This window comes from Cognatundibacterium luofuense, from assembly GCF_018139685.1.
Taxonomy (GTDB): domain Bacteria; phylum Pseudomonadota; class Gammaproteobacteria; order Burkholderiales; family Burkholderiaceae_D; genus Undibacterium; species Undibacterium luofuense.
The window spans coordinates 1-21,846 of the sequence record NZ_JAGSPN010000007.1; the positions used below are offsets into that span (position 1 = coordinate 1).

Consider the following 21,846-nt stretch of genomic DNA (forward strand, 5'->3'; position numbering starts at 1 on the left):
ATCTGGAATTTATTGAGCCGGGCATGCCAATGCAAAATGGTTTCATTGAACGTTTAAACTGCAGTTACCGGCAAGGTGTGCTGGATATGTACGTGTTCAGGAGTTTGCAGGAGGTGAAAGAGCGAACAGAACAATGAATGACCGATTACAACGAGCAATGCCCGTATGATTCACTCAACGGGATGAAACCTGTTGAATACCGACTGTTCCATCAGCCTCAAAACTCTGGTAATACCTGGCACTGATTAGGGGAGGTTTACATGCACCCTTCAATTTAACTTTCGATGCAGCTTTGAGCCACTTACGCAGTGTTTGGTCACTTAAGCCCAGTTCTTTGACGACGACTGTGACCGCTTAACCGTCAATTACACTTTTGACGGCTAGCTCTTTAAACATGGTCGTATAAGCTTTTTTGAGTATCCTGTTCATCATTTGTCTTTCCAAAGTTTCGTTGATTTTACGTTACCTTTGGGGAGCTAAATTTCAGGGGAAGCTCACAGCGTATTACCTGTACGTTAGTAGTAAAATATGCCAATATCACTTGGAACCTACTATTTCAAACGGGCTCCAGAATTCACCAGATATCCGATTCGAATTCTTTAAGGAGGCTTGTTGTGAAAATGAAATTCAAATCTCGTTTGCTCGGTACACTTGTCATTAGTAACTTCTGCGTGATCCTGCTTGGGACATCTTCCTATTTTTTTCTCAGCTCTATTAATGACAAACTAACTCTATTTACTCAAGGTATTTTACATAGGCTCGAAATCGCCAGCGACCTAAAACGATCCGCAGATGGACGAGCGATCGCAGTCAGAAACGCTACAATATTAGAGGATAAAGCACAATTATTAGTTGCATTCAGAGAATTTGAAAAATACCAAGCTGACACGAAGCAAAATTTAGAAGCTTTAGATGCTGCTGCGAAGGCTGCTCAACTTCCCAAAAATGTAATTGACAGTATTGAACGAATTAAAGCGGTCGAAACCAGATACAGACCCGTCGCAAAAGAAATAGTTGACGACCTTCAAGGCGGTAGAAAAGTTGAGGCTGTAAAAAAAATTCAAGAAATTTGTACACCAACCCTTTCCGAGCTGACGCAAGCGATCAATGACTACGAAAGCATTACTGACGAAAGAATCAAATTATTTATCAATGAAGCAACATCAACGGCAAACACGGAAAAATTGATCCTAGCTTTAACTGCTTTCTTTTCTCTGACTTTGTCCGCATTGCTCGGATTAATGCTTTTCAGGAACATACGCCAAACACTTGGTGAAGAACCTGAGTTGATAAATGAGCTTCTTGGCCGCATCGCTCATGGTGATCTACAAGCAATTGACAGCTCCAAACTACTGAGTTCCAATAGCATCCTTAATTCGATTGCAGAAATGCAAGATCGTATGGCGCATGTTGTCTCACAAGTCCGGCACGGCGCTGAAAATGTTGCGACATCAAGCAGAGAGATTGCTCAAGGAAATCAGGACCTGTCCGCGCGAACAGAAAGTCAGGCCGGATCATTAGAAGAAACCGCTGCATCAATGGAGCAACTCAATTCCCAAGTCAGTCATAATGCCGAAAACGCCCAACAAGCAGACTCACTGGTAAGCAATGCCTCGGTTGTTGCAGCCAGAGGTGGAGAGGTTGTCAGTCGAGCTATTGGCACAATGGATGAAATCAATCTTTCATCCAAAAAAATTGCGGACATTATCGGCGTGATTGATGGCATCACCTTTCAAACTAATATTCTTGCGCTAAATGCCGCTGTAGAGGCCGCACGTGCTGGCGAGCAAGGACGTGGATTTGCAGTTGTCGCAAGCGAAGTTAGATCATTAGCTGCCCGTAGTGCATCGGCGGCAAAAGAAATTAAAGACCTGATTAATGCCAATATGGCACGTGTTGAACAAGGTAGTATCATGATCAATGATGCTGGTAAGACCATGGCCGAAATTGTAGATTCAATCAAGGGCGTTAGCGCATTAATTTCGGAAATCAGCACCGCCAGTAAAGAACAGGCTATGGGTGTAGCTCAGGTTGATCGGGCAGTAACGGAAATGGATCAAACGACACAGCAAAATGCCGCACTGGTAGAAGAAATGGCTGCAGCAACACTCAGCCTAAGTGCACAAGCTTCTGAGCTACTTCAAACAGTCGCCATTTTCAATACTCGCAATAATATAACAAAAGCAATATCTAAGACCACTACCATTTCAAGTTAAGTGTTCAAGAACACTTTTGAAACTCAAGTTTACCAAGCACTCCTTGATAAATATACTTTTTCGAATAAGATCAAGAGTGCTTTTTTCATGCTAATGTATATCGGTTACGGCCTGCCAATTTCGACTGGTACAAAGCTCCATCAGCAAATTTCAGTCCGGACTCTCGATCAATAGAACCACCGGAAATCATGCAACCACCAAGGCTGATCGTGACATGTCCCACTGTGGAAAAAGTGAACTGGGAAACATTTTTACGCAACTTCTCAGCGACTTCTGCAAGTTCATCGGGAGTGGTTACTGGGTAGAACATTACTGCAAACTCTTCGCCACCATATCTTGCTACGAAATCCGTCGTACGTATTGATGCGGTAATTTTTGAGGCAATTGCTGCTAGCACCTGGTCGCCCACGTGATGCCCGTAGTTATCATTAACCTGTTTAAAGTGATCAACATCAATAATCAATAAACCATAGGCTTGCCCAGTTCGCGCTGATAGCGCGTGCAACTCAGACTGTTTCATATCGAATGCGCGTCTGTTTGCAACATTGGTTAAACCGTCCGTCATAGCTTGACGTGCCAATGCATCATTTGCCAGTTCTAACTCTCTGGTACGCTCTTCAACACGCCTTTCCAACATCTCGTTGGCTTCAACGAGTTCCTGCCGGCTGGCAGTCAAATCTGTGGATGCTATCTGGATGGCATCGGCTAGTGTGCGTAATTCTTGCGGTAAACGTTTTGGCACATCAACTTGGTTTGTATCTACCCCCAATCGTTGAACCGCCTGAACGAGCAAAGCAATTGGAGCATTGACAAAAGCGGCTACTCGATAGGCAAGCCACGCTGCACAAATCGCCATAGCCAAAGTCAGGACGATCATCTGCAACGCCAGGGTTTTCAATGGCGCGTAAGCAACCTCTACAGGCTGGCGAAGTACAACACGCCATCCCAAATGCTGCTCTGGCGTTTGTGGCAAACCAATCTGTGCCGTGACATAGGCTTTGCTGTCACTCCACACGATTTCAGTGGCAGAGTTCTTGAGATCTTCATTCTGGCGGAATGAAATCTTTCCTGTGTCAGCAAAGGGGTATAGCGTCACGCCGTCACGACTAAGGATATATACCTGGATTTCACGTACAGAAGCATCTTCAGGAAGCACCGATTCGGCTAATGTCGTGACCCAACTCCAATGAAGGTGCGCCCCCAATACACCTATAAGCTCACCCTTTGTATTTTGTACAGGAGCAGCAATGTCAATAAAACGCAACGGCTCGTTTTCATTTTCGCGGGGAAGCAAGCGGCTTAACAGGACTGCTTCATGTACGTCGCCTAACCAAGTGGCAGTCCGCCCCACCTTAAACCAATCGCGGCTCGTTACATCTTTCCCAAGTAACATTTTCCCCGCGGCAGTAATGACTTTGCCATCTGGATTAGCAACTCCCATCCAAGCATATTCCGATTTGAGAGCCCGTTTATTGTTCATCCGATCTTGCAACTGAGCAATTGCATCCTCGGATTTGAGGAGGTCCGGAGTACGAGAGAGATCAATAATTTCAGCAGTTCGGTCTTTGAGACTCTGCATTACTAGCTCAGACGCCGCATGAACTCGCGCTTGTAACTCGTTTTGGATAGATGCTTGATGTAGTCGAACAAACCAGAATCCAAATATCAAGCTTGCGGTGACCAGTACAACAAAAGTGACGATACCAAAGGTTATTGCGAGCTGAGTTCGAAAGCTGAATCGATAAAAATACGAAATTTTCATTTTAATAACTATTTTCGTTTGGCATATATACTCTGCTACACTTTAATGCAGAAAGTGGTATGAGTAACTAGCGTCAATGACTTTAGTGGTGGTTCCGTTGAATCTTTTTTCATCCAAACTCTCAAAACTGCGAACACTTCTCGTAGTTCTTATGCTAGTAGCGCTATTGCCCTTGATCACGGGAATAACGTTACTTTTTTCCCACATGCTCCGAGAGCAAGATCGGCATGTCCGTACAACAGCAATTATTCAGGCTCGTACCATCATGGCGGTAATTGATCGGGAATTTATGCGGACCCATGCAGTGTTGAAGACACTGGCAAATCAAGGGTTGGGGGATGATCAAAATTTAGCAGATTTCCACAGTAGAGCTGGAATGTCCGCCCGAGATTTGGGGGCGAGTACGGTTGTCCTGCTAAAAAGTAACGGAAAAATGGTTTTATCGACGAAACGTCCTTACGGTACCACCCTCCCCTTGTTTAGTAATGCGCCGTTATTAGAACGTACATTTACAACCGGGCTCCCGGGCGTCTCCAGCTTGTTTGTAAGCCCGATTGACCGCCAGTTTATTTACGCATTATCCGTTCCAATACGAATAGACGGAGAAGTAGTCTATTCCCTGAGCGCGATTTATACGCCTGATGCACTGAATGAGATTCTTAGATCGCAGCGCCTACCTGCTGGATGGCGAGCTGCCATTATTGATGATCAGGGGCGCATTGTGACACGTACACATGAAGCTGCACACTTTACAGGACGTACAGTGTTGCCGAAATTAAAGGATCAATTACATTCAAATAGCGAAGGCGCGTTTGACGACATTACGCTTGATGGCATTCTAGTTATGACTGCATTTAGCAAATCCCCCCTATGCCACTGGAATGTTGTCATCGGCATACCGCTTGAAGAAAGCGCTAAGCCAACGCGCGCATATATCTTGCAAGTGGTTATCGTGTTTGGAGCAACGCTTCTGGTTGGAGCTGCAATTATCTGGTGGCTTATGGATTACTTGACCAAATTAATCGCTGTAAAATCCCGAGACACAGAAACATAAAGTAATGTCGAACTTACACTTCTGGTCGAACATTTAAATATGCCTACATGATGCAAAGACCAGCCGCCAAGCCCCTCACAATCCTTTTAGATAAACAATAGTATATTTCTGTTTCCTGCTGACATAGCCAGCGGCGAAGCACGTCATCCCCTACAACAGACAGGGGGATTAAATCACAGCTATTACGCTCCCAGCCCTCCTAGCGAACCAAGTTGAAAATCTGAGGGCTTCGGAAAAGCATCATGACCCACTCTCAGCTTCTTTTCCTCAAATAATGGAGCCGCCTACTTTCCAAAAGCCATTTACTGGGAATATCGGGCGATTACTATGATCACCTAAAAACCGGTCATGGTGCCCAGCCATTCACTCTTGACCGATACTTATTCTGTCAGGCCGAAGATCATGAATTTGATCAAAAACTGTTTATCGTTAAATTACGCACCAGACGCAATTATCGGCCTAATTTTTAATTCACATCTCTAAAGAGATCCGTCGCAGATAATATTCGAACATCACATATCCTCAAATATTGCATCGTTTTATATTTCCTATCAGTACCTCAACGAAGATTATTTTCGCAAATCGACTTTCTCGCCGAATCCATTTAGCAAACGCGACATTTTTTATATTCCGTTGTTTAAGCTGCGAATCACTCTTACTCAAATTGAGCTCAATCAAACAAGCACGAGTTGAAAATGATTGTCGCGCTTGCCATTAGGGATTAAAATGATAATCATTCGCATTAACTGAATTTCAACAACAATTTCCCCTAATAATGGCCGATCAAAAAAATTACACTTTTTCAAGCAGAGTGCCAACCTATAAACCCAACTTCAAAAATTCAATTTTTAGCTTCGTTTTAATAATGCTGGTTACAGGCTGCGGAGGCGGAAGTGCGCCTAGCCAAGTTGCAGCCGGTGATGCGGACAACATGAGCGCTGCTGCGCGTCTTGGTGAAAAAATCTTTAAAGACCCGTCGCTGTCTGCCTCAGGAAAAATGTCCTGCGCGAGCTGCCATGATCCCTCAGCAGCGTATGCGCAAACCAACAATCTGGCGGTGCAGCTCGGTGGGCCGAATCTGGATCAGCAGGGTTTGCGCGCCGTGCCTTCACTGCGCTATCTGCATCTGACACCGGCATTCGGTAAAAATGCCGAAGGCGATTTTGTCGGAGGTTTCACCCATGACGGCCGCGCCGATACGCTGGCAAAGCAGGCGGAAGCGCCTTTGCTGGCAGCTAACGAAATGGCGAATACCGATCGCGCCGATGTGGTAGCCAAGCTGCAGCGCGCTGCGTACGCTGCAGAATTTAAAGCCGTATTCGGTAATCAGATCTTCAGTCAGACCGATGCTGCGTTTGAACGTATCCTGTTCGCGCTGCAGCAGTATCAGAAAGAAGATCCGGATTTCCATCCTTATGATTCGAAATTCGATTACTTCATGGCCGGTAAAGCCAAATTCAGCGATGCAGAGCTGCGCGGACTGGCACTGTTTAATAATCCGCAAAAAGGGAATTGTGCCGCTTGCCATGTCAGTGCACGTGGCAGCGACGGCAGCCTGCCGGTATTCACCGATTACACCTACGATAATCTGGGTGTGCCGCGTAATCTGAAACTGGCTGCAAATGCCGATGCAAATTTTTATGATTTAGGGTTATGCGGCCCGAACCGTCAGGATCTGGCTGCAAATACGGCGCTGTGCGGTAAATTCAAAGTGCCGACGCTGCGCAATGTCGCGACCCGCAAAGTGTTTTTCCATAATGGTGTGATCACCAGCCTGCGCGATGCCGTGAATTTTTATGTGACCCGCGATACGAATCCGGAAAACTGGTTCCCGCTGATGGCTGACGGCAGCGTGATCAAATTCAACGATGTACCGGCGCTGTATGCCGCCAATGTAAACACCAGCGAAGTGCCTTACAACCGCAAACGCGGGATGGCACCGGCATTATCACCGCAGGAAGTGGACGATGTACTGGTCTTTCTTGCGACGCTGAATGATGGCTATAAGCCGTAAGCATGAAACGATAAAATAAATATACGTTAATAAAATATTCTCAGGGAATCTGAACATGAACTTTCGTACACTGAATAAAACCCTGCTGGCGGCGATGCTGGCTGCCGGTATCTGCATGCCAGCCCACGCAGGCGAAGCAGAACTGTTACAAAGAATTGATAAGCTGGCAGCGGAACTGGAAGCGATCAAAGCTGAGCTGGCTGCTACCCGCGCCAAAGCTGAGAAAGCACAGACGGAAGCGAAAGCCGCCAGTGATACGGCAGCGCAGGTCAGCCGTGCACAAGTGGCTGCAGCGAATCCGGATAATGTCGTCGAGCAGGTTGCCGCATTGCGCCAGACCGTGCAGCAAACCCGCCTCAGCAGCTACGGTGAAGTCGCGTACACCCGTCCGAAAAACGCATCCGATCAGGCGCAAACCGATGTTGCGCGGGTGGTACTGGGTGCAACGCACCGTTTCAATGAAAAAATCAAAATGGTGGCGGAACTGGAAGTTGAGCATGCAGTCACTTCCAAAGATGACAGCGGCGAAGTCGCGGTTGAGCAGGCTTATGTCGAACACGAACTGATGCCGGGCCTGCAAGCCAAAGCCGGTTTATTCCTGATGCCGGTTGGCTTTATGAATACCAGCCATGAGCCGACCGCTTATTTTGGCGTGCACCGTAATCTTGTTGAAACCACGATTATTCCGACCACCTGGCGTGAAGCCGGTTTCGGTTTATCCGGTCAGCTGGACAATGGCCTGAGCTGGGATGCGGGCCTGACGACCGGCTTTAATCTGAATAAATGGGATGCGACCAAAACTGAGGGACGCGAATCGCCGCTGGCGTCGATTCATCAGGAAGGTCAGCAAGCCAAGTCGCGTGATCTGAGTGTGCACGGCGCGCTGAATTACCGTGGCATTCCGGGTGTACTGGTCGGTGGTTCGGTATTTACCGGCAAGCTGGGTCACGGTACTGCTGATTTCCCAGGCAATGATGCACGCCTGACGCTGTGGGAAATTCACGGTCGCTACAATCCGGGCAAGCTGGATCTCAGCGCACTGTTTTCACGCGGCAGTATCAGCAATACCGCTGTGCTGAATCAGACGCTGGCGGGTCAGCCGGCACCGGTGCCGTCCAGCTTTGACGGCTGGTATGTACAGGCAGCGTATCAGTTGTGGAAACAGGGCGATTACACCGTATTGCCTTTCCTGCGTTATGAGCGCTTCAACACCGCTAAATCCTATGAAGGTCTGGTGACAGGCTTTGGTATCGCTCCGCTGGCAACAGAAACCGTGACGACACTGGGCCTGAGCTTTAAAATCACGGATGGCGTGGTGCTGAAAGCCGATTACCAGAAGTTTAATCAGGATAACAGCCGCGATCGTTTCAATCTTGGCGTAGGTTATTCCTTCTGATGACACTCCGACTGACACCGGTTTTATTACCCGTTACCGCGCTGGCGCTGGCCGGCGTGGCGGGTTCCGCGTTCGCCACCCAGTATCTGACGCCGGAACAGGCGCAACAGCAAATGTTTCCGGAAGCTAATCAGTTCCGCGCTCAGCCGCTGCAACTGAATGGCGAACAAATGAAACAGGTGGAAAAGCTGGCTGGTGTGCCCGCCCGTTCAGTGAACTGGCGCGTGGTCGCGGCGTACAAAGACGAGAAATTACTCGGCTACGTGGTGCTGGATGATGTAATCGGCAAATTTGAACTGATCTCTTACGCGGTGGCGCTGCAGCCGGATGCGACCGTGCGTCAGATTGAGATTCTGACTTACCGCGAAAGTCACGGCTTTGAAATCCGCAATGCCAACTGGCGTAAGCAGTTTGCCGGTAAAACGGCGGCAGGCGGTCTCAGCGTCGGTGACGGCATCGCGAATATCAGTGGTGCCACCTTGTCCTGTACCCACGTGACCGATGGCGTGCGTCGCATCGCGGCAGTTGTACAGGTCGCGTTGCGCAAATGAGGCGCCGTGCTCAGCCCTGGCTGGGCACACTGGTCGACATTTCTATCCCCGATATCGCTGAAACGGACTTTGCCCGGCTCAGCGCTGCCGCCTTTACCGTTATTGCGGAGGTGCAGCGTGATCTGAGTTTTCATGATGCGGCCAGTGAATTATCGTGCTGGAACCGCTTAGCCGCCGGTGCCTGCCACCTTGCCGGGCCACATCTGGCTGCGGTGTTGCAACTGGCTGGTCTGCTGTTTGAGCGCAGTCAGGGCTTGTTCGATGCCAGCATCGCGGCACAACTGGTCAGACACGGATTTTTACCGGCGCTGCCACAGACAGCAATGCCGCCACTGATGTCGCTCAGCGATTGTGGCTGGCGCTGGCTGGATGCACAGACCCTGCAAAAGACCCGTGCGCACTGGCTGGATCTCGGTGGCATCGCCAAGGGCTATGCAGTCGATTGTGCAATCAGCGTACTGCAGCAAACCGGTGTGCAGAACGCGATTGTGAATGCCGGTGGCGATGCACGTTGCCTGGGTACGCAAACCTTTTATCTGCGTCATCCGCAGCAGCCGGATCAGATTGCGTATCAGCTGGCCCTGAGCGATCAGGCGCTGGCGACGTCGGCAGCGTATTTTTCAGCCCGCGAAACCGCTGAAGGCTGGCGGCAGCCGCTGGTGACTCCGCAAGGTCAGCTGGTTAAGCCGGATGGCCGCAGTGTGACCGTGGTAGCGAACAGCGCCATGGTTGCGGATGCGCTGACCAAGGTAGTGGCAATCAGCGGCGATGCGCAGCATCCTTTGCTGGCAGAGATGCAGGCGCAGGCGTTTATAATCTGAGTTTTGCCAGCCGCGCTTTGTCGTCCTTCACCTGCCATGCGTCACCATAAAACCAGTCTGCATTCTTCAGCCCAGCGCGCACAGCCGCGCTTCCGGATCGAACGCTGGCACCGCTACAGCTTGTACGCTTTGCTGGCCGGCTTGTGGATCAGTGGCGCCGTCTGGCTGTTCGTGCGTTATCTGTTACGCACAGTCACCGAATTCGGCGAAGTGCCGCATCCAGCCGAACATCCGCTGATGCAACTGCACGGCGCCTTACTGTGGTTCTGGCTGTTTTTGTGGGGCAGTTTATTGTTGCAGCATATACGCCGCGCCCATCAGGCACAGCGTAACCGGCGCAGCGGCTGGACGCTGATCAGCCTGTTGCTGATTGTCAGCCTCAGTGCCTATGGTCTGTATTATCTGGCAGCAGAAAACAGCCGACAGGTTTGGTCGTGGCTACATGCTATTTGCGGCTTGTTTTTACCTCTGGTGATTTATCTTCACATAGTTTGTGGCCGGAATCAAAAAACTTAGCCTTACTTTTTGTCATGTTGGTCTGGTTGCAGCGCAAACTTGATCTCGCCCGGAATGTTTCGCCGCATACAGTGCTTGATCAGCTGCCCGAATCAACTCACTTGGACTATTTAAGTCTTTAATAGGTATCATGGCTTGAACACCAGCACTTACTGTTACGATCCCTGCTTCGTTTCCAGAATGCAAAAGCCCTAAATTCTTAATTGCTAGTCGAAATTTCTCCGCAACTGCAACTGCTCCGTCAATATCAGTGGTTGGAAGAATGACCGCTAGCTCTTCACCTCCATATCGAGCAGCTAAATCACCAGCGCGGCTTTGACACGATTTAATTGCAGCGCTAATTTTTTTTAAGCAAACATCGCCTTGTGCATGTCCATATAGGTCGTTGTACTGTTTAAAATGGTCGACGTCTATCATAACCAGTGCCAATGAAGTGGAATTTCGAATAGCCCTGCTAAATTCCTCTTCTAGGGTGATATCAAAGTTCCGCCGATTAGCAAGTTCTGTTAATCCGTCCTGTAACGAAAGACGCTCTAAGGTCTGATTCAATGCTTGTAACGCCGCCTGACTTCTAAGCATTTCCACTTCAGCGCTTAAACGCAGCTTCATTTGCTTAACAACATAATAACCAAATGCAGCCAGGACGGAAATTAGCATTGCAACAGTTACTAAATGCAAATATGTGTCATTAAGCCATTCTTTCAAAACCTCATCTTTTGAAAGCGCGACTGAAACAAACAATGGATATTTGCTAAGACGCTGAAATCCATTCAAACGGACAACGCCATCTTGTGCCGATTTTACGACAAATGTCCCCTTTGGATTGACACTGCTTTCTTTAAAGACCGTGGTAGTCAACATATTCTTACCAATGGAGTCAGCCAGAACTGGCCGACGAGTCAACATAATTCCCCGATTTAATACCAGAACGATTGCACCGTTTTCGCCAATATTAAAACTATCATAAAATCTATTAAAATAGTTAATATCCAATGTGGCAAGAACAACTCCTGCGAAACTCCCATCAGGGTTATTAATTCTTCTTGAGACAGTAATTACCCAGGAACCACTTGAACGGCTTTGAATAGGATCTCCGATATATGTTGAATCATTGTGATTATCCCTGTGATAAATAAAGTAGCCTCGATCCGAATTATTCAAATTCAACGGTGGATTAGAAAGAGAAGTAACAAGCCAATTTCCATTTTTATCAAAGACAAATAGCCCTTTGATTTGAGGAAGTTCCTCAACACGACTTTGAAAGACAAGATGTAACCTTTCGAGTGATCTCTTATTTACCCCATCGCGCTCCACCCTCTCCACAATACCCGAAATAGTTATTTCGGCCGATTTGATGGTATCGTCAGCATGCTGAGCGATCGCCTTAGACATATTTGCTGTGGCAATTTCTGCTTCACGAAGTTGAATTGCACGAGCAGACCAGCTTCTCCAAGCATCGATTCCCAAGATAGAAATACAAACGAATATGACAAACAAGCTTGTTAAGCTAACGAGACTCTTTCTTGAGATTTTTGAATCGAAGTTTTGAATTTGTAAAATTTGCGTGTGCATGGATATCTCAAGCTATACGCTATTTGGAAGCTCACTCCAAACCGAGCTGCACCACTTCTACTAGCAGAAAGTGGGTTTCAATCTAGTTCCGACATGTTTTTATATCATCAATATTTTACATGTTTACCCAACGCAACTCATCAAAAAAGATTAGAAAATGAGCATATTGGTTCGAATAAATACGCTGCAAATGTTCCATTTGTATTGCCCCCCCAATCAGTGCCAGGTCTTACCAGAGTTTTGAGACCGGCGGAACAATCGGAGCTCAACATGTGTAAGAATCGCCCCATCCTCTCTAGATACTTTACGGTCGCAGCCAATACAAACGCAGAAATCGAAAATCGGGCTCTAAGTGATTGCTCTGGACGATGAGCCAACACGGTGATTTCCGCGTAAATGGCAACTTAACCTCCGAATGCGGACTTTCAGTTAGTGGCTCGATGTGATCAGTTCACCGCTAGGCGTACAAACCGTACAACTCGCTGATCAGACGTGACGCATTAGGTGTGCAAGTGGTATGCTGGCACCAAATAGTGCCGCCGCCAGCAAGGCGTAAATGAGACCGTTATGCATGTGAGATGAGTGGGTAGGTCAATAAGCCGATTAAAGCAGCTGCCGCCACAATTATCGGTTCATGCAATTTCTTGAACTTCCAAAGCAGTCCTATACTTATCAGGGCAATCACAGCGGTCGGGATGTCGATAATCGATCTCTTGGCAATCACGATAACAGAACCGGCAATCGCACCTATGGCTGCTGCGGTAATGCCGTCAACAAAGGCCAGCACACCAGGAACTTTGCCGTATTTCTTGAAGTAAGGTGCAGGTATGACCGTGAACAGGTAACATGGTAAGAATGTGGCCAGCGCGGCCACGCTGGCGCCAGGCAAGCCGGCCACCAGGTAACCAATAAACCCAACCGTGATCACAACCGGCCCAGGTGTGATCATGGCCACAGCGACAGCATCAACAAATTGTTTATCAGTGAGCCAGTGATGTTCCGTCACCACGCCGCCATACAGAAACGGCACAATCGCCAGACCTGAGCCAAACACGAAAGCACCTGCCTTGGTGAAGAAGATGCCTATCTGGGTCAGCAGTGTCACGTCCAGATTGCCAAACAGGTCCGCCATCAGCGGCATGGAAGCACCGACAGAATTCACCGTGTTCTTGCCCGGGAACTTGGGCGGCGCACGCAAGAACCACACAAGCACACCAGCGGCAATAAACAGCCAGGCAACTTCTGACTCTGTAATCACAGTGACAGCAGCCAGCAGCAGGAAAATTGCCCACAGCAGCTTGTCTTTGCCCACGCTTTTTTGAGTCAGTTTCTGGGTACTCATGACGATGATGCCAATGACGGCAGCACCCACGCCATAGAACACAGACTGCATCCACGGCAAACCGCCAAAATGCATATAGGCCCACCCTAGTGCAACGACCATCAAGAAAGACGGCACCACAAAGGCAATGCCGACCAGCGTCGCGCCCACAATCCGGTAATGAACATAGCCCAGATAGATTGCCAGTTGCGCAGCCAATGGGCCAGGGGCGAGCTGGGCCAGCGCCAGACCTTCTTTATAATCAGCTTCACTGATCCAGGAACGTTCACCCACCAGGTCACGATGCATATAACCGACCAAGGCAACCGGACCACCAAAGCCCAGCGTACCCAGACGTAAGAAATACAAGATGAGTTGCCAGAGCGTGTAGTTGGTAGTCGGGGTTTCTGTCATGGTGTGCTCCCTTTATGGTTTAGTTTTTTGAAAAGAAGCAAGCAAGCCATCAAACACGGCACTGGCTGCCAGCAAGAGCTGATCATCGTCTGTAATGGCAGTGCGCATGCCAGCCAATACGCTTTCTATTCCAGTTGATTCAGGAGGCTGCACACCGCCCACATCCAGGTAATGCACCAGTGCGCCGAGTCGTTTCAGTGCAGGCGTCTCTAACGCAAAACTTTCCATTAGCACTTCAAAACTGACGCGGTTGCCTGTATGACTGAAACTCGCCCCATCGAAATCAAAGCCCAGCGCATCTGCTGGACGATCACCCGGTGAGGCCAGCCACAAAATCGTTGCATTTGCATCAATGAAGCGGCGTATCAGCCAGGAACAGGCCAGCCTGTCCACCCAGGGTCTAGCACGAGTCGCCCATATCCGGCCTTGGTAAGCAGCCACAGAAAGTTTGTTAATTTGCGCAGAAACCGGGTGCGGCTCATCAGGTGCCAGCATGCGGGCAATCTTTAATTCCAGTTCGTGCAAGGCGACATCAGCCTGACGTTGCGCTTCACCGGGGAAAAAATCTATCTCTGCAACGGTAGCAAATGCCTTACGCAGTTTGCGGGCCTGTTTGATCCCGTCTTGCAGCGTGTCAGCAGACAAGGCCTGGATGGTCTGGGCAACTTCCGTCAGCAGGCGCGCATAGTCTTCATTGCGGTCAAACAGCGAAGCGAAATTCACCTGTTCCGGCTCTTCCACACGCAAAAGCATGGATGTGCCTCCCGCCGACAGTACATCTGCGGCAATAGCCTCCATGTTTTCCCGGCAGGAACCACATTCCGGCATTAAATACACACCGTCGCGCAAGACCACGGCACCAGTGGCTTTCAAGGCCCGCCACGCACGCATCCTGACGGTAGCGTTCTCTGTGGGCAGGCTGATAATTAGTAACATCCATTTCATATAGTAGATTATTCTACACGTATGTAATTTTTACTACAAATAATTGTAATCGACTTTACGCGAACGATAGCGTTGATTTCGGGCACCCTACGGCCGTGTTAAAGCATGGCAAGCGTTGCCAAAAATGAGGAGATGTGAAAACAGAGAGGAGTGATTATTTGGATATTTTTAGCAGACTGCTGGATAGCATAAACTGCTCCAGTACCGCCATCGCCGGTGCATCAGTTGTGTCCACCCAACATGCCATGAGGCCAACAATGCTGACTGTAAGCCAGCGTGCCAGCATAGGTCGCTGGTCTTCAGCGATGTTCTGTTTTGCCAAGTCTTGCTCTACTAGCTGAAAAACCATCTCCATGAACCTACGCTCGACGCCAAAACCACTGCGGCGTCCGACGACATTTCTGAATACCAGGCAATTTTCTTCCATATGCGCTAGTAAACCAGACAAAAAAGCAAATGGTTGCTGTGGGTTCCATCAGTTGCAGTGGCGATGGTCAGGGCATCACGCAATGCCAATCGGGTCTTGAGAATGCGCCGGTGAGGTATTGTTTCTACGGACATGGTGTGGACCTCCTGTACAAAAGTGAGGGAAATGTCTGTAAATGATCGCGAAGAAGAATTTGGTTATTCTGGCTGACATTAGAGAAAAAAGTTTGACACAAGATAAAAAAGATTGACATAGCTCTGTCAGAATTAAAATTTATCTGGGATTTAGGTGTTTGATCTGGCATGTCAAAATATGTAAATTGACGTTCCGAACAACTAAAATTGCAGAGTGGTCATTAATGGCGCAATCTAAAAATCCTTAAAAAATGCCCGAATTTGGAATCTCAAGTTTGGGCATTTTTGTTTCTGAATTTGGTTATGATTACCTGAGACCAGTAAAAGGACACTATTTTCGATGAGTTTAATGGTCACTTTCTGTCTCATCCTGAAGTCTTTAGCGGACGAAACGCAGGAGGCGCTAATTTTGCGATAATATTATGTCAAGAATTGTGTGGGGGGGGGAGACATGCTGAAGAGTATCGCTAAAATCAAGGGGCTCGGCGTCTATCAAAGCTACAACAAGCCTGCAGGTACTCAAGATTTCGGGATCAAGAATCTCATTTACGGCTGGAACTACTCGGGAAAGACCACTCTTTCTCGGTTGTTCGCTCAGCTTGAGACCAAATCAGTCAATCCTGATTTGTCTGGCTGCGAATTCATACTTGAAACAACTGACGATTCGATCACAGAGAAGAACTTCAGTAGGTGCAGTCTGTCAGTTCGGGTCTTCAATTCGGATTTTGTCCGCACCAATCTGCACTTCGACGGTGGAAGCTTCAACCCCATCCTGTTGCTTGGTCAGGAATCCGAGGAAGCGCAACGTAGGATCGATCAGTTGAATGAGCGAATCAAGCGCTCCGACAAAGTCCAACGCGAACTGAACGGAAAGCTCGAAGCAATAAAGACGCAAATGGCGCAGGCTAAGACTGATAAAGCCAAATTCATTCGGCAACACCTGAAGGTTGATCCCTATACCGCCTCACATCTCGGACAAGATCTCATCAGGGTCGGCGTTCTTGAGTCCCAACTCTTGGCGGAGAAGGAACTCTCAGATACTATCGAACTTGCGCTGACGCCTGACTCTAAAAAGCCCAGCAGAGTTGAGGAATTGCATGCAGTTCCATCGATCCAGGATCTTTACGAAGAAGCCTTCGAGGTGCTCGCAGCGACGCCAAGCTTCTCCAATACGATCAAGCATCTTGAGGATAACCCTGCCGTCGAACGCTGGGTCCAAGGCGGTCTGGCCCTGCATCCTGTTGCCGGGACGTGCGAGTTTTGTGGAAACGACTTGCCTCAGGATCGCCTTGAAGCATTTCGCGCACACTTTTCAAAGGATTTAGCGGAGCATAAAGAGCGGGTCGAAGGACTTCTTACACGTGTAAAGGCGGCCATTTTTAGCGTGAGCTTACCCAAGGTCGCTGAACTCAATCCCCAGTTTCGCGAAAGCTACACCACCGCCATCGAAGCGCTACCCACCTCTATTGACGCATTCAACCAAGCGGTGAGAAAGCTCGCGGCTGAAGTCCAACTTAAGGTGGACGATTCTCGCAAGGCCATGGCGCCTACACCATTATCCGGTGGTCTGGAAAATGCGATTATGGATGCAGTCGACGCTGTTAATCTCGTAATCAAGCAAAACAATGGTTTAGCCAAGAACTTCACGCAGGCCAAAGCCGATGCTGCTAGGCAGGCCCGATACCACTATGTACAGCAATTCTTAGACGAACAGGCTGCTACAGGCCAAGAGCAACAGATTACGCGCTTGACCAATCGATCCAACCTTCTGAAGGCATACACCGCAAAATTGCGGCCGGAGATAAGTAACCTTCAGGCCAAGATCAGTCAGGCACAACAAGGACGAGAAAAGATCAACGAACGCCTGGCATCTATGCTGGGTACCGAGGCCGTCCAGATTCAAGTCGTCAAGGATACGGAAGGCCAAGATCGTTTTCAGCTGATCCGGAAGTCAGGAGCTATTGCGAAGAACTTGAGCGACGGCGAGCGAACAGCCGTTGCCTTTTCATACTTTTTGACCAAGCTGCAAGAGATCAAGCCCAAAGAATTCAAGGAGACTATCGTCTACATCGACGATCCCATCTCAAGCCTAGATGCCAATCACATCTTTCAGGTAACGGCCGCCATCCGAGCACTATTTTTCAAGCAACAGAACAAGAATGCACCTTGGCAGACCACTTGCAAGCAACTGTTCATTTCCACGCACAACTTTGAGTTCTTCAACCTGCTTAGAGAAATCAAGCCGGTGGCGAGCGACAAGGGAGCGGAGTTATACTTGATCAGAAGGATCAGCGATACGTCATCAACACTAGAAAACATGCCGAACTCGCTCGCGCGCTATCAGTCTGAATATCACTTCCTATTCGAAGTCATCCATCGTTTTTACAAGGCTCCCGACAAGACTGTCCATGAAGTGCTGATGCTGCTGCCAAACGCCATGAGGCGCTTCATCGAACTTTACACTTACTCCAGGCTTCCTGGGCCGAAGGGCTCGGAACAGGTAGACGAGCGTGCCGAAATTTTGTTCGGTGTCGAACGTGCCAAGCGAATCCTCAAAATCTTCCACTACTTTAGCCACGGCAACACGTTAGATCGGCTTGCGGGAAACAACGAACTGATCTTTGACCTGGAGCATGCGGTCAAAGACTTGATAAATGCCATCACCGAGACGGACAAACTGCACATGGATGCACTGCTCGCTTCCATGGGACCATGAGATGGTCATCGATTTAGTCTACAACCAGCTATCGATTTGCCGGGAGAGCGGACAATTTCTGAAGAGGATCCAGCGCAAATCCAGAAATTCGATTTGCGGGCGTATGCCTATGACGGCGACGTTCAATGGATAGCTGCACGGTTGTATCAGCAGAAAACGACCAATTTCCGCACGCCATTAGGAGGTTTTGCGCTAGTCTATGTGGCCCATTTTTAGGTGAAAATGAACTCGGGGATGTTTGAGGAAGCGTGCTTGGCACCCTGAAGTTATGCTTCGCTCATGTCAAAGTTTCTTTGACGAAGCTTTCCTGCGATTTACTCTTCAATAGACCGTCCGGTGCGAAAGCCCATCCGACAAATCCGAGTAAAGAGATTGCTTGCAAAGAGAATAGTTCGCAACCATAATCAGGGTCGGTCCCATGCAAAACACGATGTCGACTCAGTTTTCCGGGGCGAGGTTTGCTCATCGGATGCTGTTCGGTGAGTGAAACCAGAAATGCTTTGGTTAGCTTAGAAATATCCTGGTCATCCAACCATTTCGCAATTTCTGGACGATTTTGCTTAATGTTAAAAATCGACTTTTCTGTGACCTTATGGGCGATTCCTTCAGCCGCAATCAATGCCAGAGGAATGGCCGCCAAATAGCGTTGTTCATCATGCAGTTTGCTCATTTCTGCGATGAGGGGCGCATGTGCCGTGTGGCTGCACGTTAGGCGCTCCATAATCTCTGATTTAAATGAACGAATCATTGCACTAAACATCTGGTCTAACAAAGCTGGATCACCGTCACATTTGTCAATCTCTGCGGCAAAAGTGCAACTAGTCTCTGGTTGAATAAACCAGTTATGCTGAGCCGCAAAACGTAATGCGCGTTCGTCGCGAGCATTAATTGCATCCCAGTCAATGTCAAATGTGGGTAGGTTGAGCTTTAGTTTGGGCAGAATGACATCGGAAAATTTTGAAGAATGGTTGGAAATAACGTTCGTTAAACCAAGCGAACTGGATAGCGCATTGACAGCAAGAGGCAATTGAAAACTTTGCTTTAATTGCTCCATAGTATTTCCAAGTTCAGCCCATTTTTCGCTCAACTCTTGAGCTTGCTGAATCGCCGATGGCGGCAGTTTCAAACTACTGGCGATAACAGTGTCTGGAAGCGCAATATTATCGAGGATATTAGGTACTTGAGTCCGCAAATCATTGGCAAGGCTATTCAGATCGGGTAACGTTTTTGTGAGGGATAAACAATTTTTGGCAGATTTTTCGCTTTTCATTTTTGGCTGTTTTATTTACTGCGGCAATATTTTATTCGTGATATCGAATTGCTGGTCACGTTGAACCGGAATACCCAGCAGGTAACTTTTTTAATGCGGTTGGGTGGTACAGGTGAAATGAGAATGAGTGGTATTTTTAGACGCCACTGGGTGGCATATTTAATTCAAATATGCACATTTTGTGCAAATTTACCCTCCTCGTACGCAAAAATTAAATTTTTTCAACCACATATCCCCAAGTTGAGCAGATAGAAAATTGCTATCTGTGGATACCACAAGCCGGTATCTTTAATTACTCTAACCTGAGGAAAACCATGAATCATCAATGCCCAAAATGCAAATCCACATTGATCGAAGCACGCCATATTGGCCGTAAAGTCGGCGGCGCAACAGGAGCAGTCGCTGGCGCTGCAGTTGGCGCTGCTAGTGCAGCTGGGGGAGCGGAACTCGGCGCTAGCCTTGGTCTGATAGCCGGGCCAGCAGGTGCGCTCGTCGGTGGCATTGCCGGCGCTTTACTTGGCGGATTGTTAGGTGGCTCAAGTGGTTGTATTGCTGGAGCTAAAGTCGGCGATGTTGTTGATGGTCACGTTATAAACAATTACGAATGCCATGACTGCCATCACCAGTTTCATATTCCCGTTACAGACCAATCCATTCAATAAGCAGTAGTTCTATACCTTCAATTTACTCATAACGAAGCAATGTTATTTGCTTCGTTATGTTGCTTAAATCTCCTTACTTATCTTAGTTAAAGCTCGCCGGATGCCCCTCAACTGGCGTTCCGGCGAACTGTATCCATTGCCTATTTTAAGGACCTATCAATGGCACACGAAATTGAAACCATGGCTTACGTCAATGCCAAACCTTGGCATAATCTAGGAGTCGAATTATCAACCAATCAACCTATTGAGGTATGGCAGAAACAATCAGGAATGAATTTTACGATCAAGGACGCCCCGGTTCAATTTTCAACGAACCTTACCGGACACGAAGCTGTCTCTTCGTTCCCAGAGCAAAAAGTCTTATATCGATCCGATACTGGTGCCCCGCTCTCAATTGTTTCAGCAAGATACCAAATCGTTCAGCCGAGTGAAATTCTTGAATTCTATCGTGATTTAACTGAAATCGCCGGTTTTGAACTCGAAACAGCAGGGGTCATGAAGGGTGGGCGCAAATTATGGGCACTCGCACGGACACATCAGTCATCATCCGTCAAAGGTAATGACCTTATGCATGCCTATTTACTGCTGGCAACTGGATGTGATGGAACATTAGCAACCACAGCACAGTTTACGAGTATCCGAGTCGTTTGCAATAACACGCTCGCCATTTCACTTGATGAAGGTGAAAACGCAATTAAAGTACCTCACAACACGCGCTTTAACGCTGCTGCCGTCAAACAGCAGCTCGACATATCGATTCCTTCTTGGGATAACTTTATGCATCGCATGAAAGTGCTCTCAAACAGACAATTAAAGATATCTGAAGCGGACAAGCTGTTAGAGCGTATTTTTTCCGATGCAAACAGCGCCAGCGAAAAGCAAAAGAATGCGCGCGCAATGAAAAGTGTACAGACGCTATATGAAGGCCACGGTAAAGGTGCTGAACTGAGCTCGTCAAAGTCAACCGCGTTTGGACTTTTGAATGCTGTCACTCAATTTGTTGATCATGAACGACGTGCAAGAAATGATGATTACCGGCGAGATTCCGCATGGTTCGGACAAGGCGCGAATCTGAAGCAAAAAGCATTCGATCAAGTTTGGCAATTAGTCGAATAGCAAAGAAGGACGTATAGCCGCAAAAGGCTATCTCGAACAAGTGTCTTTTAGTGTATTTGGGGCACAAAAAACTGCAAACACTCGTCATTGCCCGGCAGCCATGCCGGGCATTTTTATTCTCTTAGTTCTAAACGTAACCACCATTCATATCAAGGAGAACATCATGGCAACAATGTGCACACTACTTCAAATATTAGATCAAAAATCGAACGAACAAACCAAACGCGATTCAAAATTTGTATCAATCAAATTTCCACTAGGAAAAATAGTTGCAACTCGCGATGCGTTATCGGCGATTCAGCATGATGAAGCCATAATTATGCAATTACTACTTAGGCATCAATCTGGTGATTGGGGCATCGTACACGATGAAGATCGACTTGCTAACGATAAAGCTGTACTTACGGGTGCTCGCATAATCTCGAGCTATCACCTGCAGCCATCGGATCAGTTATTGTGGGTAATAACAGAAGCTGACAGATGTACAACAACCTTAATTTTGCCAGATGAATATTAACTTTAACACAACAGTCAACTGCATGCTTTTGATTAAAATGGTATGGGTCGGTACCAAACTTTAGTTTTTATTTTTGAGGCCAAGCCCATCAATCAAATTTTCAAGTGTTTTCAATAGTATTGATCGTTGATGTTGAGGAACTCCTTCAAGTAAAGCAGCTAGATGACGTAGTTGATCAAGTTGACGACTTGAACCTTTAGTCAACAATTCCTCGGTCCCACACTCAAATATTTCAGCCAACTCAGCCAACCGTACAATTGATGGAACAGAGGCACCTGTTTCCATTCTCGAAACGGCTTCTCTACTCACACCCAGAATTTCAGCGACTCTTTCTTGAGAAAGTCCAACAGTTACTCTTCGGGACGCGATTGCCTCCCCAACTTCCTTCACAAATAAAGTTTTCTGAAATTCGTTCATTTGCA

Annotated in this window: 18 protein-coding genes and 1 pseudogene; 12 read left to right on the forward strand and 7 right to left on the reverse strand. The window is 47.8% G+C overall.

The genetic code is table 11. The annotated features are described in order from the left end of the window. Positions 1-245 (forward strand): annotated as a pseudogene (locus KDM89_RS22475) (integrase core domain-containing protein); the annotation flags it as partial. A gap of 375 nt (positions 246-620) precedes the next feature. After that, the gene (locus tag KDM89_RS10525) at positions 621-2,216 is read left to right on the forward strand and encodes a methyl-accepting chemotaxis protein (RefSeq protein WP_230427815.1); all 1,596 of its coding nucleotides are present in this window, start codon (positions 621-623) and stop codon (positions 2,214-2,216) included. Positions 2,217-2,301: 85 nt separating this feature from the next. On the opposite strand, the gene KDM89_RS10530 is transcribed toward KDM89_RS10525, so the two are convergent. Next, complete coding sequence (locus KDM89_RS10530) at positions 2,302-3,978, reverse strand: sensor domain-containing diguanylate cyclase (RefSeq protein ID WP_212687898.1); 1,677 nt, start codon at positions 3,976-3,978, stop codon at positions 2,302-2,304. 76 nt (positions 3,979-4,054) lie between these two features. Here KDM89_RS10530 and KDM89_RS10535 point away from each other — a divergent pair, with 76 nt between their 5' ends. The 6 genes from KDM89_RS10535 to KDM89_RS10560 all read left to right on the forward strand — a co-directional run bounded on the left by KDM89_RS10535 (position 4,055) and on the right by KDM89_RS10560 (position 10,330). After that, positions 4,055-5,032 carry a cache domain-containing protein gene (locus KDM89_RS10535; protein ID WP_212687899.1) on the forward strand — a complete coding sequence of 326 codons (978 nt, stop codon included), beginning with the start codon at positions 4,055-4,057 and terminating at the stop codon, positions 5,030-5,032. A 931-nt stretch (positions 5,033-5,963) separates the two neighbouring features. Continuing rightward, a complete protein-coding gene (locus KDM89_RS10540) occupies positions 5,964-7,046 on the forward strand; it encodes a cytochrome-c peroxidase (RefSeq protein WP_230427805.1) in 1,083 nt (360 codons plus the stop codon). A 55-nt stretch (positions 7,047-7,101) separates the two neighbouring features. After that, positions 7,102-8,442: a hypothetical protein gene (locus KDM89_RS10545; RefSeq protein WP_212687901.1), complete on the forward strand. Its 1,341-nt coding sequence runs from the start codon at positions 7,102-7,104 to the stop codon at positions 8,440-8,442. Further along, a complete protein-coding gene (locus KDM89_RS10550; protein ID WP_212687902.1) occupies positions 8,442-8,993 on the forward strand; it encodes an FMN-binding protein in 552 nt (183 codons plus the stop codon). Before KDM89_RS10545 ends, KDM89_RS10550 begins: the two co-directional genes overlap by 1 nt. Then, the gene (locus tag KDM89_RS10555; protein ID WP_212687903.1) at positions 8,990-9,814 is read left to right on the forward strand and encodes an FAD:protein FMN transferase; all 825 of its coding nucleotides are present in this window, start codon (positions 8,990-8,992) and stop codon (positions 9,812-9,814) included. Before KDM89_RS10550 ends, KDM89_RS10555 begins: the two co-directional genes overlap by 4 nt. A 36-nt stretch (positions 9,815-9,850) precedes the next feature. Beyond that, positions 9,851-10,330: a DUF4405 domain-containing protein gene (locus KDM89_RS10560; protein WP_212687904.1), complete on the forward strand. Its 480-nt coding sequence runs from the start codon at positions 9,851-9,853 to the stop codon at positions 10,328-10,330. Positions 10,331-10,342: 12 nt separating this feature from the next. On the opposite strand, the gene KDM89_RS10565 is transcribed toward KDM89_RS10560, so the two are convergent. The 4 genes from KDM89_RS10565 to KDM89_RS10580 form a co-directional block, all read right to left on the reverse strand. Beyond that, positions 10,343-11,902, reverse strand: coding sequence for a sensor domain-containing diguanylate cyclase (locus KDM89_RS10565; protein ID WP_212687905.1), 1,560 nt, complete (start codon positions 11,900-11,902; stop codon positions 10,343-10,345). Positions 11,903-12,467: 565 nt separating this feature from the next. Continuing rightward, positions 12,468-13,637: a chromate transporter gene (locus KDM89_RS10570; RefSeq protein ID WP_212687906.1), complete on the reverse strand. Its 1,170-nt coding sequence runs from the start codon at positions 13,635-13,637 to the stop codon at positions 12,468-12,470. A gap of 12 nt (positions 13,638-13,649) precedes the next feature. Further along, positions 13,650-14,582, reverse strand: coding sequence for a chromate resistance protein ChrB domain-containing protein (locus KDM89_RS10575; RefSeq protein ID WP_212687907.1), 933 nt, complete (start codon positions 14,580-14,582; stop codon positions 13,650-13,652). Positions 14,583-14,736: 154 nt separating this feature from the next. Continuing rightward, complete coding sequence (locus tag KDM89_RS10580) at positions 14,737-15,030, reverse strand: TetR-like C-terminal domain-containing protein (RefSeq protein WP_212687908.1); 294 nt, start codon at positions 15,028-15,030, stop codon at positions 14,737-14,739. A 564-nt stretch (positions 15,031-15,594) separates the two neighbouring features. Between KDM89_RS10580 and KDM89_RS10585 the strand changes: the two genes are divergently transcribed. Further along, positions 15,595-17,859 (forward strand): AAA family ATPase, encoded by a 2,265-nt coding sequence (locus tag KDM89_RS10585; protein ID WP_212687909.1) that lies wholly within the window; start codon positions 15,595-15,597, stop codon positions 17,857-17,859. A 277-nt stretch (positions 17,860-18,136) separates the two neighbouring features. Here the strand turns inward: KDM89_RS10585 and KDM89_RS10590 are convergent, their stop codons facing one another. Beyond that, positions 18,137-19,129 (reverse strand): hypothetical protein, encoded by a 993-nt coding sequence (locus KDM89_RS10590; protein WP_212687910.1) that lies wholly within the window; start codon positions 19,127-19,129, stop codon positions 18,137-18,139. A gap of 314 nt (positions 19,130-19,443) precedes the next feature. On the opposite strand from KDM89_RS10590, the gene KDM89_RS10595 reads away from it, so the two are divergent. From KDM89_RS10595 to KDM89_RS10605, 3 genes are all read left to right on the forward strand, one after another. After that, complete coding sequence (locus KDM89_RS10595; protein WP_212687911.1) at positions 19,444-19,791, forward strand: hypothetical protein; 348 nt, start codon at positions 19,444-19,446, stop codon at positions 19,789-19,791. A 159-nt stretch (positions 19,792-19,950) separates the two neighbouring features. Continuing rightward, positions 19,951-20,907 carry a DUF932 domain-containing protein gene (locus KDM89_RS10600; RefSeq protein WP_212687912.1) on the forward strand — a complete coding sequence of 319 codons (957 nt, stop codon included), beginning with the start codon at positions 19,951-19,953 and terminating at the stop codon, positions 20,905-20,907. Between the two features lie 163 nt (positions 20,908-21,070). Beyond that, positions 21,071-21,424 (forward strand): hypothetical protein, encoded by a 354-nt coding sequence (locus KDM89_RS10605; RefSeq protein ID WP_230427806.1) that lies wholly within the window; start codon positions 21,071-21,073, stop codon positions 21,422-21,424. A gap of 60 nt (positions 21,425-21,484) precedes the next feature. Here the strand turns inward: KDM89_RS10605 and KDM89_RS10610 are convergent, their stop codons facing one another. After that, positions 21,485-21,841: a helix-turn-helix domain-containing protein gene (locus KDM89_RS10610; RefSeq protein WP_212687913.1), complete on the reverse strand. Its 357-nt coding sequence runs from the start codon at positions 21,839-21,841 to the stop codon at positions 21,485-21,487. Positions 21,842-21,846: the final 5 nt, after the last annotated feature.

Excerpts from the sequence above, each read along its gene's own strand:
- KDM89_RS10525 (WP_230427815.1), top strand. The coding sequence starts at position 621 with ATGAAATTCAAATCTCGTTTGCTCGGTACACTTGTCATTAGTAACTTC.
- KDM89_RS10530 (WP_212687898.1), bottom strand. The coding sequence starts at position 3,978 with ATGAAAATTTCGTATTTTTATCGATTCAGCTTTCGAACTCAGCTCGCA.
- KDM89_RS10535 (WP_212687899.1), top strand. The coding sequence starts at position 4,055 with ATGACTTTAGTGGTGGTTCCGTTGAATCTTTTTTCATCCAAACTCTCA.
- KDM89_RS10540 (WP_230427805.1), top strand. The coding sequence starts at position 5,964 with ATGAGCGCTGCTGCGCGTCTTGGTGAAAAAATCTTTAAAGACCCGTCG.
- KDM89_RS10545 (WP_212687901.1), top strand. The coding sequence starts at position 7,102 with ATGAACTTTCGTACACTGAATAAAACCCTGCTGGCGGCGATGCTGGCT.
- KDM89_RS10550 (WP_212687902.1), top strand. The coding sequence starts at position 8,442 with ATGACACTCCGACTGACACCGGTTTTATTACCCGTTACCGCGCTGGCG.
- KDM89_RS10555 (WP_212687903.1), top strand. The coding sequence starts at position 8,990 with ATGAGGCGCCGTGCTCAGCCCTGGCTGGGCACACTGGTCGACATTTCT.
- KDM89_RS10560 (WP_212687904.1), top strand. The coding sequence starts at position 9,851 with ATGCGTCACCATAAAACCAGTCTGCATTCTTCAGCCCAGCGCGCACAG.
- KDM89_RS10565 (WP_212687905.1), bottom strand. The coding sequence starts at position 11,902 with ATGCACACGCAAATTTTACAAATTCAAAACTTCGATTCAAAAATCTCA.
- KDM89_RS10570 (WP_212687906.1), bottom strand. The coding sequence starts at position 13,637 with ATGACAGAAACCCCGACTACCAACTACACGCTCTGGCAACTCATCTTG.
- KDM89_RS10575 (WP_212687907.1), bottom strand. The coding sequence starts at position 14,582 with ATGAAATGGATGTTACTAATTATCAGCCTGCCCACAGAGAACGCTACC.
- KDM89_RS10585 (WP_212687909.1), top strand. The coding sequence starts at position 15,595 with ATGCTGAAGAGTATCGCTAAAATCAAGGGGCTCGGCGTCTATCAAAGC.
- KDM89_RS10590 (WP_212687910.1), bottom strand. The coding sequence starts at position 19,129 with ATGAAAAGCGAAAAATCTGCCAAAAATTGTTTATCCCTCACAAAAACG.
- KDM89_RS10595 (WP_212687911.1), top strand. The coding sequence starts at position 19,444 with ATGAATCATCAATGCCCAAAATGCAAATCCACATTGATCGAAGCACGC.
- KDM89_RS10600 (WP_212687912.1), top strand. The coding sequence starts at position 19,951 with ATGGCACACGAAATTGAAACCATGGCTTACGTCAATGCCAAACCTTGG.
- KDM89_RS10605 (WP_230427806.1), top strand. The coding sequence starts at position 21,071 with ATGGCAACAATGTGCACACTACTTCAAATATTAGATCAAAAATCGAAC.
- KDM89_RS10610 (WP_212687913.1), bottom strand. The coding sequence starts at position 21,841 with ATGAACGAATTTCAGAAAACTTTATTTGTGAAGGAAGTTGGGGAGGCA.